We start from the raw sequence: 9545 nt of genomic DNA, 5'->3' as shown, positions 1-9545 counted from the left end.
CCGCCACCACATTCTTGGCCACCCAGCGCATGGCGTAGGCCGCCGAGCGGTCGACCTTTGACGGATCCTTGCCGCTGAACGCCCCGCCGCCGTGGCGGGCCATTCCGCCATAGGTATCCACGATGATCTTGCGGCCGGTCAGCCCCGCATCCCCCACCGGACCGCCGATGACGAATTCACCGCCGGGATTGAGAATGTGGCGCACCTTTGACACATCCAGGTGCGAAGTCGCCAGGACCGGGGTGATCACATGTTCAACGAGATCGGCGCGGAGGGTTTCCAGCGCTACTCCCTGCGCGTGCTGGGAGGAGATCACAACCGAGTCCACGCTGACCGGCTTGTCCCCGTCATAGCCGACGGTGACCTGGGTCTTTCCATCGGGGCGGAGGTAGCCCAGCGTGCCGTTCTTGCGGACATCGGTAAGTTGCTCGGACAGCCGGTGGGCCAGCCAGATGGGCGTCGGCATCAGCACCGGTGTCTCGTCGCTGGCATAGCCGAACATGATTCCCTGGTCTCCGGCACCCTGCGCATCATACGGATCGGTGCTGGTGCCCTGACGCGTCTCCAGGGAGGTGAAGACACCGGACGCGATCTCGGGCGACTGCTGCCCGATGGACACCGAAACACCGCAGCGTGCGCCGTCGAAGCCGTTTGCCGATGAGTCATAACCGATCCCGAGGATGGTCCGGCGGACAATCTCCGGAATTTCCACATAGGCTTCCGTGGTGACTTCACCGGCCACGTGGACCAGACCGGTGGTCACGAGGGTTTCCACCGCTACGCGCGACCGGGGGTCCGCTTCGAGCAGCGCATCCAGAATACCGTCGCTGATCTGGTCGCAGATCTTGTCGGGATGGCCCTCAGTCACCGATTCCGAGGTGAACAATCGCAAGGCAGGGCTAGGCGTATGGGGTGAATTCACGTGATCACTCTACTTGGTCGGGTGCTTTATCTGGCTGGTTGTGTGACCGGGTGCTACAGCGGGACGGCGGCTCCCGAAGGAGGACCGGAGGCGGTGCCGGGGTGCTACCCGGTGCTCCCGAGGGCCGAGGCAACCCGGCTTACAACCACTTCTGCAACGCGGTTCTTGCTTCCGCTCACGGTCTCCGGTTCGGCGCCGCCCGCGTCAAGGATGGTTACCTCGGTGGAATCCTGTCCGAAGACGAGCGACCGGCCCACCCGGTTCAGGACGAGAAGGTCGCAGCCTTTGCGCTTGAGCTTGGCCAGCCCGTGCGCAAGCGGGGAGGCGTCGCTGTCCCCGGTTTCAGCGGCAAAGCCGACGATCACGGCGGGGCCGCCCGATGAACCGCGCTGCTGAACCGCTTCGGCGAGGATATCCGGGTTCCGGGTGAGGGTGATGACGGGGCTCTCACCGTCGTCGCGCTTTTTGACCTTGGTCTCGGAGACGGAATCGGGCCGGAAATCGGCGACGGCCGCGGCCATGATCAGCACGTCCGATTGCGGCGCCAGCCTGAGCGTTGCCTCCCGCAGCTCAGCGGCCGTCTCGACAGTGGTGAGCTCCACGCCGTCCGGCGGCTGCACGTCCATATGCGCGGCGATGAACCGGACCGTTGCGCCGGCGGCGAGCGCCGCCGCTGCCAGCGCCACACCCTGTTTGCCGGAGGAGCGGTTGCCGAGGAACCGGACCGGGTCAAGCGGCTCACGGGTGCCGCCTGCTGTGATGGTGACGGTGCGTCCAGTGAGCGGACGGTGCGCCGGGTCGCCGCTGCTGGACGCCGTCCTGAGCGCCGCCGCGAAGATGGCTTCCGGCTCCGGGAGCCGGCCGGGACCGCTGTCTGTCCCTGTCAGGCGGCCGACGGCGGGCTCCAGCACCACTGCACCGCGTCCCCTCAGTGTGGCGACGTTGGCCACGGTGGCGGGGTGCTGCCACATTTCCGTATGCATGGCCGGTGCAAAGAGGACAGGTGCGCGGGTCACCAGAAGGGTTCCGGTCAGCAGATCATCGGCTCGTCCCGCGCTGGCGCGGGCCAGGAGGTCAGCGGTAGCCGGAGCCACCACCACCAGGTCCGCTTCCTGGCCCAGGCGCACATGGCGCACCTGGTCGACGGCGTCAAAGACACTGTTGCTCACGGGATTCCCCGAGAGGGCTTCCCAGGTGGCGGTTCCCACGAAGCGCTGGGCGGCTTCGGTGGGAATGACCGTCACGTCATGGCCGGCCTCGGTGAACAAACGCAGGAGGGACGCCACCTTGTAGGCGGCGATCCCTCCTCCAACTCCCAGGACGATACGCACGTCGGTATTCTGCTGACCGGCCGGAAATTACTCCGAGGCTTCAGCCGGGGCCGCGACGAGCATGCCCTCGTTGATCTCGCGGAGGGCAATGGACAGCGGCTTCTCGTTCAGCTTGGTCTCGACCAGCGGGCCGACGTACTCAAAGAGGCCCTCATGGAGCTGCGAGTAGTAGGCGTTGATCTGGCGCGCGCGCTTGGCACCGTAGATGACGAGGGCGTACTTCGAATCCGACGCTTCCAGCAGGGAGTCGATCGGCGGGTTGATGATGCCTTCGGGCTGAGTAGACACAAAATCTCCAATAGTAGCTGGGCCGTAAGGGTACCGTGCACGCAGGTCAGTGCGAGTGCGCGGTCAGGCCCATCAATGAAACAAGCTCATCTGCTGCGCGCTGGACGTCGTCATTAATGACCGTGTGGTCGAATTCCGACTCGGCAGCAAGTTCCAGTTTAGCGGTTTCGAGGCGCTGCTGTTGCTCCTCGGGTGTTTCAGTGCCGCGGCCGATAAGCCTCCGCACCATTTCCTCCCACGATGGAGGTGCGAGAAATACGAAATTCGCCTCCGGCATGCTCTTCTTGACCTGCCGCGCACCCTGCAGGTCAATTTCGAGAAGGACGGCTTTGCCGGCCGCCATGGCCGCGTTCACTGTGCGTCTGAGCGTGCCGTACCGGTTGCGCCCGTGGACAACCGCCCATTCCAGCAATTGCCCGTCTTCCACGAGTGCGTCGAACTCCTCGGAGGAGACGAAGTGGTAATGGACTCCGTCCACTTCCCCGGGGCGGGGCGGACGGGTGGTGGCCGAAACCGACAGCTCCACTTCGGGATAGTTGTCGCGGATGTAGGTCGACACCGTCCCCTTGCCTACAGCCGTTGGGCCCGCAAGTACGGTCAGCCGCGGCTGATTCACGAATACTTCCTTCTCTAGTTGCGATTACTCGCTTCGGTGGTGCTTCAAGTGTTCCACGAGGGCCCTGCGCTGGTGGACGCCCAGCCCGCGCACCCTGCGGGTCGCGGCGATGCCGACCGTCTCCATGATTCCGGCCGCCCGCTTCTCCCCCACCCCGGGTAACGCCTTCAGCAGGTCCAGGACTTTCAGCCTTCCGACTGCATCCTCGTGGCCGGCGCCGTTGATGACTTCGTCCACGGTGATCTCACCGGACTTCAGGCGGGACTTCAACTGCGCCCGCACTGCCCGGGCCGCCGTGGCCTTTTCCCGTGCCAGTGTACGTTCGCTATCAGTGAGGGGCTTCAGGCTCACGCGGGCTCCCTGGGCAGTTGTTACCGTCGGCCGTGCACCGGCAGTTCCGGATCTGGAGTATGGGCTTGCACTGAACCTATCTGCTCGGCTGGCTGAAAATCAATCCATTCCAGGGCCCGCGTCGCCGGCCAGGCCCAGCGAACGCTGAGTGGCGGCAACGGCTGCCCGCAGAGCCGCTACGGCCGGACCGGCGCTGAGAATCTCCCTGCTCGAGTTCGGCAGGACAACGCCGGAGGTGCCTGCGAAGGTGCTCTCGAGTTCCCCGCGCCCGGCACCCTGCGCGCCCACCCCGGGCGCCAGGATGGGGCCGTTGAACCCGGCCAGGTCCAGCCCCAGCTCCCGCACGGCTGGCCCCGTGGTGGCTCCGATCACCAGGCCCACTGAGCCGGGCACACCGCCGTCGTTCTCTGCGGCGGCAGCCTGCACGATGCGGCGGGCCACGGAATTCTCCCCACCCGCATGCTGCACCGACGCACCCTCCGGATTGGAGGTCAGGGCCAGGACAAACACGCCCCGCCCGGTTTCACGGGCGGCCGTCAGCGCCGGACGCAGGGATTCGAAACCCAGGTAGGGACTCAGCGTCAGGGCGTCTGCCGCCAAAGCCGAACCGTCGCGGAGCCAGGCGTCGGCATAGCCGGCCATGGTGGACCCGATGTCGCCGCGCTTGGCATCGGCGATGGTGAGGACCCCGCTCTCAGTGCCGCGCGCCAGCAGCTGCTCCAACGCCGCCATGCCCCGGGAACCGTGCCGCTCAAACAGCGCAACCTGCGGCTTGACGACTGCCACGTGGCCCGTTACTGCCTCGAGAACGGTGGTGGAGAACCGGTCAATCCCAGCCGGTGTATCGGGAAGCCCCCACGCTGCGAGCAGCGCGGGGTGCGGGTCGATTCCCACGCAGAGAGGCCCGAACCGCCCGACGGCGTCGGCCAGCCGGATACCGAACGTCACCGCTAGCCTCCGACCGGCGCGGTGGCGTCCTCACCGCGGATGGCGCGGGCGTGGTCCTGGAGGCTGGTGACCGACCACTGGTAGGTGCGCAGGGCCTCGATGGCCTGGACGGCAGCGTTGAACTCGGCGACCGTGGTGATGCACGGGATGCCGATCGAGGTTGCCGCGGCCCGCAGCTGGTATCCGTCGCTGCGGGCTTCGCCCCCGGAGGGTGTGTTGAAGACCATGTCGATCTCCCCGGCGACCACCAGGTCGGCGATGGTGCCCTCACCCTCGGCGCTGCTGCCTTCGGCGACCTTGCGTACCGGCGTCGCCTGGATGCCGTTACGGCGCAGGACGTCCGCGGTTCCGCCGGTGGACACGATCTCGAAGCCCAGGTCGGAGAGCCGCTTGACGCCCATGATCACCGAGCGCTTGTCACGGTTCGCCACGGAGACAAACACCTTGCCCTGCGTGGGCAGGGCGTTGTTCGCTGCCGCCTGGCTCTTCGCGAAGGCGGTGTCGAAGTGCCGGTCGATTCCCATGACCTCGCCGGTGGAGCGCATCTCGGGACCCAGCAGGGAATCCACCACAGTGCCTTCCGGGGTGCGGAAGCGGCTGAAAGGCAGCACAGCTTCCTTCACGGACACCGGGGCGGAGAGCGGCAGCCGGGAGCCGTCGCCGGTCTCGGGCAGCATCCTGTACGCGGTGCGGAGCTGGTGGATCGTGACGCCGGTCCCGATCAGCGCCGCAGCCTTCGCCATCTGGACGCCCGTGGCCTTCGAGACAAACGGCACGGTGCGGGACGCCCGCGGGTTCGCTTCAAGGACGTACAGCACATCGGAGGCCAGTGCGAACTGGATGTTGATGAGGCCGCGCACGCCCACGCCCTCCGCGATGGCCCGGGTGGCCACACGGACCCGCTCCAGCACGTCGGTGCCCAGGGTGATGGGCGGCAGCACGCAGGCGGAATCACCGGAGTGGATACCTGCTTCCTCGATGTGCTCCATGATGCCGCCGAGGTACAGGTCCTTGCCGTCGAACAGCGCGTCGACGTCGATCTCGACAGCGTCTTCCAGGAACCGGTCGATCAGCACCGGGTGGTCGGGGGTGATCTCCGTGGCGTTGGAGATGTAGCGCGACAGGTGTGCCTCGTCGTACACGATTTCCATCCCCCGCCCGCCGAGCACGTAGGACGGGCGGACGAGCACCGGGTACCCGATCTCATCGGCAATGGCTTTGGCGTCCTCGAAGGAGACGGCGGTGCCGTTCTTCGGTGCGATCAGTCCGGCTTCGGCCAGGACGCGGGCGAATTCGCCGCGGTGCTCGGCCAGGTCGATGGCTTCCGGAGAGGTTCCGAGGATCGGGATTCCGGCGTCGGCAAGGGCCTGCGCAAGCTTCAGCGGGGTCTGCCCGCCCAGCTGCACAAAGACTCCCATCACGCCGCCGGTACGCTCCTCCGCCGCGATGACTTCAAGCACGTCCTCGAGGGTGAGGGGCTCGAAGTAGAGGCGGGTGGAGACGTCGTAGTCGGTGGAGACGGTCTCGGGGTTGCAGTTGACCATCACCGTCTCGTAGCCGGCCTTGCGCAGCGCCATGGTGGCGTGCACGCAGGAGTAGTCGAACTCGATGCCCTGTCCGATGCGGTTCGGTCCGGAGCCGAGGATGATGATCGAGGGCTTGGCGTGCAGGCCCACCTCGTCCTCCTCGTCGTAGGACGAGTAGTGGTAGGGCGTGTACGCGGCGAATTCGGCGGCGCAGGTGTCCACCGTCTTGAACACCGGACGGATGTCCAGGGCATGCCGCACCCCCCGGACCACGGCCTCCGGAGTATGGGTGAGCAGTCCGATCTGTTCGTCGGAGAAACCGTGCCGCTTCGCAAGCCGCAGTGTGTCGGGTTTGATTCCTTCTGCCCGGACCGTCGCCGCCACCTCGTTGAGGAGGACCAGCTGGTCCAGGAACCAGGGATCAATACCGGTGGCCTCGTACAGTTCCTCGACGCTGCCGCCGCCCAGCAGTGCGCGCTGCACCTGCGAGAGGCGTTCCGTCGTCGGGCGCTTCGCCGCCTCGATGAGCTCAGGCACGTCGTACTCGCTGACGGAATCGAAGGTCAGCTGGGAACCCTTCTGCTCGAGGGAGCGCAGCGCCTTCTGCAGTGCCTCCGTGAAGTTGCGTCCCATGGCCATGGCTTCACCGACGGACTTCATGGTGGTGGTGAGGGTGTCGTCCGCGGCGGGGAACTTCTCGAACGCGAACCGCGGGACCTTGACCACCACATAGTCGAGGGTGGGCTCGAACGAGGCCGGGGTCTGGCGCGTGATGTCGTTCGGGATCTCGTCCAGGGTGTAACCGAGGGACAGTTTGGTGGCGATCTTGGCGATCGCGAAACCGGTTGCCTTCGACGCCAGGGCGGAGGACCTGGACACGCGGGGGTTCATTTCGATGACGACGACGCGTCCGGTGCCGGGCTCGACGGCGAACTGGATGTTGCAGCCGCCGGTGTCCACCCCCACCTCGCGGATCACGGCGATGGAAATGTCACGCAGGCGCTGGTACTCCCGGTCGGTCAGGGTCAGGGCGGGAGCAACGGTGATGGAGTCGCCGGTGTGCACTCCCACCGGGTCGAAGTTCTCGATGGAACAGACGACGACGACGTTGTCATTCTTGTCGCGCATCATCTCCAGCTCGTATTCCTTCCACCCGAGGATGCTCTCCTCAAGCAGCACCTCGCTGGTGGGGCTGTACTGCAGGCCCTGGCCGACGATGCGCCGGAGGTCCTGCTCGTTGTAGGCGAGGCCGGAGCCGAGGCCGCCCATGGTGAAGGACGGGCGCACCACCATCGGGTAGCCCAGGTCCTCGGCCGCGCCGAGTGCCTCATCCAGGGAGTGGATGATCGCTGAACGGGCGGATTCGGCGCCGCACCGTTCGACGACGCCCTTGAACTTCTCGCGGTCCTCGCCGAGTTCGATGGCCGCGATGTTGGCTCCGATGAGCTCAACACCGTATTTGTCGAGCACACCGTTCTTGTCGAGCGCGATCGCGGTATTCAGCGCCGTCTGGCCGCCCAGGGTGGGGAGGATCGCGTCGGGGCGCTCCTTGGCGATGATCTTCTCGACCACCTCGGGGGTGATCGGCTCGACGTAGGTGGCGTCGGCGAACTCCGGGTCGGTCATGATGGTCGCCGGGTTGGAGTTGACGAGGATGACCCTCAGTCCCTCTTCCTTCAGCACTCGCAGCGCCTGGGTTCCGGAGTAGTCGAACTCGGCGGCCTGGCCGATGACGATGGGCCCCGATCCGATGACCAGGACGGAGGTGAGGTCGGTTCTGCGGGGCATCTAGTTTTCTTCCTGCGCGTGGGTGGGAGCTTTGGAGACTTCGGTAGCATCAAGGTCGTCGGAGCCGCCACCCGAACGTGCAGCGTCAGCCATGAAGTCGATAAACCTGTCGAACAGGTAGGCGGAGTCATGCGGACCGGCGGCCGCTTCCGGGTGGTACTGGACCGAAAACGCCGGCAGGTCAAGGCACGCCAGGCCTTCAACGACGTCGTCATTGAGGCACACGTGGCTGACCTCTACCCGCCCGAAGCGCTCCTCGGGAGCCGTAACCGGGCCGTCAAGCGGCGCATCAACGGCAAATCCGTGGTTCTGGCTGGTGATCTCCACCTTGCCGGTGCGGCGGTCGAGCACGGGCTGGTTGATACCCCGGTGTCCGTAGCGCAGCTTGTAGGTGCCGAACCCGAGCGCGCGGCCGAGGATCTGGTTGCCGAAGCAGATTCCGAAGAACGGCTTCTTCGCATCGAGGACCTTCCGCAGCAGCGCCACCTGCGCATCGGCCGTTGAGGGGTCTCCCGGCCCGTTCGACATGAAGACGCCGTCCGCTCCCACTGCCACGACGTCGTCGTAGGTTGAATCCGCGGGCAGGACCACCGTGCGGACCCCACGCTGGGCGAAATGCTTCGGGGTCATCGCCTTGATACCGAGGTCAAGGGCGGCAACGGTGAACCTGGGCTCGCCCTCCCAGCCGTGATCGGAGGGTTCGACGACGTAGCGGGAGTCGATGCTCACTTCCTCCGCGAGCCTGGAGCCTTCCATGCCCCGCTGGCCGTTCACCGCGGCAACGAGCTCGGCGTCAGTGCGCGCGGCGTCCGCGCCCGAGAAGATGCCGGCCTTCATGGCGCCGCGCTCGCGCAGGTGACGCGTGATGGCGCGGGTATCAACGCCCTGGATTCCCACGACGCCCTGTTCGATGAGTTCCTCGTCCAGGCTCTTCTCGGACCGCCAGTTCGACGGACGCCTCGCCGGATCGCGGACCACGTACCCTGCAACCCAGATCCTTCGCGACTCTGCGTCCTCGCTGTTGACCCCGGTGTTTCCAATATGCGGGGCGGTCTGGACCACGAGCTGTCGGGCGTAGGAGGGATCGGTGATGGTCTCCTGGTAGCCGGTCATTCCGGTAGCGAAGACGGCCTCGCCGAGCGCCGTGCCCTGCGCACCGTAGCTGCGTCCCCGGAAGGCCCGGCCGTCCTCAAGGACCAAAACCGCAGCGGCACCGGGTCCTGTTACTGGCGCGTTCTCTGTCACTGTACTTCCTTGCCTGTGGGGTGGATGAGGGGGTCTGTGTCTTCGATCAGCGCGCTGATCGAGGACAGGAGCGGCGTCTTGTCGGCGGCATAGCGGGTGCGGAAACCCGTGTCGAAGGAGTGTGCATCCTGTACCCAGGACACCACGATCAACCCGTCCTTTTCGACGAACTTCCCGGCGATGCCGCGCTCAAGCCGGACACCGGTGAGGTTCTTCCTCGGGATGTAGACCTCGCCGGCGCCGGAGCGGTCAAAGAGCAGTCCGTGTGGGTACACGGCAGCAGTGGCTGTTGCCTTGTTTCCCAGACCGTGCGCGGTGACGCGGTCAAGCCAGTCGCCGCCGGAAGTGGTCACCACATACTGGCCTTCCGCGGCGTAGAGCGGCGCTCCCGGATCCCCGGGGGGACCGGCCGGAGCCGGCACTTCCTGCTGCCGCCTGACGCGGTTCCGCCAGCCCAGCGCCATGAGCCCGACCAGCAGCACGATGACACCCACTGACAGCACGACGGCGGTTGTTGCTACGTCCACACT

General features: G+C 66.2%; 9 protein-coding genes. All 9 read right to left on the bottom strand.

From position 1 onward, the window contains the following. The coding region (metK, locus tag X803_RS17500; protein ID WP_035777759.1) for a methionine adenosyltransferase at positions 1-922 on the bottom strand (922 nt) is incomplete at its 3' end. 104 nt (positions 923-1026) lie between these two features. Then, positions 1027-2253: a bifunctional phosphopantothenoylcysteine decarboxylase/phosphopantothenate--cysteine ligase CoaBC gene (coaBC, locus tag X803_RS0103245; RefSeq protein WP_026544008.1), complete on the bottom strand. Its 1227-nt coding sequence runs from the start codon at positions 2251-2253 to the stop codon at positions 1027-1029. 27 nt (positions 2254-2280) lie between these two features. Next, entirely contained in the window at positions 2281-2541 is a 261-nt protein-coding gene (gene rpoZ, locus X803_RS0103240) for a DNA-directed RNA polymerase subunit omega (RefSeq protein ID WP_026544007.1), read from the bottom strand. A gap of 46 nt (positions 2542-2587) precedes the next feature. After that, a complete protein-coding gene (gene gmk, locus X803_RS0103235; RefSeq protein ID WP_026544006.1) occupies positions 2588-3157 on the bottom strand; it encodes a guanylate kinase in 570 nt (189 codons plus the stop codon). Between the two features lie 24 nt (positions 3158-3181). Next, positions 3182-3508, bottom strand: a complete 327-nt coding sequence (gene mihF / locus X803_RS0103230; protein WP_026544005.1) for an integration host factor, actinobacterial type — start codon at positions 3506-3508, stop codon at positions 3182-3184. Between the two features lie 99 nt (positions 3509-3607). Beyond that, entirely contained in the window at positions 3608-4456 is an 849-nt protein-coding gene (gene pyrF, locus X803_RS17495; protein ID WP_051470404.1) for an orotidine-5'-phosphate decarboxylase, read from the bottom strand. A 2-nt stretch (positions 4457-4458) separates the two neighbouring features. Continuing rightward, on the bottom strand, positions 4459-7770 hold the full coding sequence (carB, locus tag X803_RS0103220; RefSeq protein ID WP_026544004.1) for a carbamoyl-phosphate synthase large subunit: 3312 nt from the start codon (positions 7768-7770) through the stop codon (positions 4459-4461). Continuing rightward, on the bottom strand, positions 7771-9015 hold the full coding sequence (carA, locus tag X803_RS17490; protein ID WP_035777754.1) for a glutamine-hydrolyzing carbamoyl-phosphate synthase small subunit: 1245 nt from the start codon (positions 9013-9015) through the stop codon (positions 7771-7773). It abuts the gene before it with no gap. Next, positions 9012-9542, bottom strand: coding sequence for a PH-like domain-containing protein (locus X803_RS17485; RefSeq protein ID WP_051470403.1), 531 nt, complete (start codon positions 9540-9542; stop codon positions 9012-9014). The genes carA and X803_RS17485 overlap by 4 nt, the downstream gene beginning before the upstream one ends. Between the last annotated feature and the right edge of the window lie 3 nt (positions 9543-9545).

Source organism: Arthrobacter sp. 35/47 (assembly GCF_000520475.1).
In the GTDB taxonomy this organism is placed as follows: domain Bacteria; phylum Actinomycetota; class Actinomycetes; order Actinomycetales; family Micrococcaceae; genus Arthrobacter_D; species Arthrobacter_D subterraneus.
This window is presented reverse-complemented; position numbering and strand designations above follow the sequence as displayed.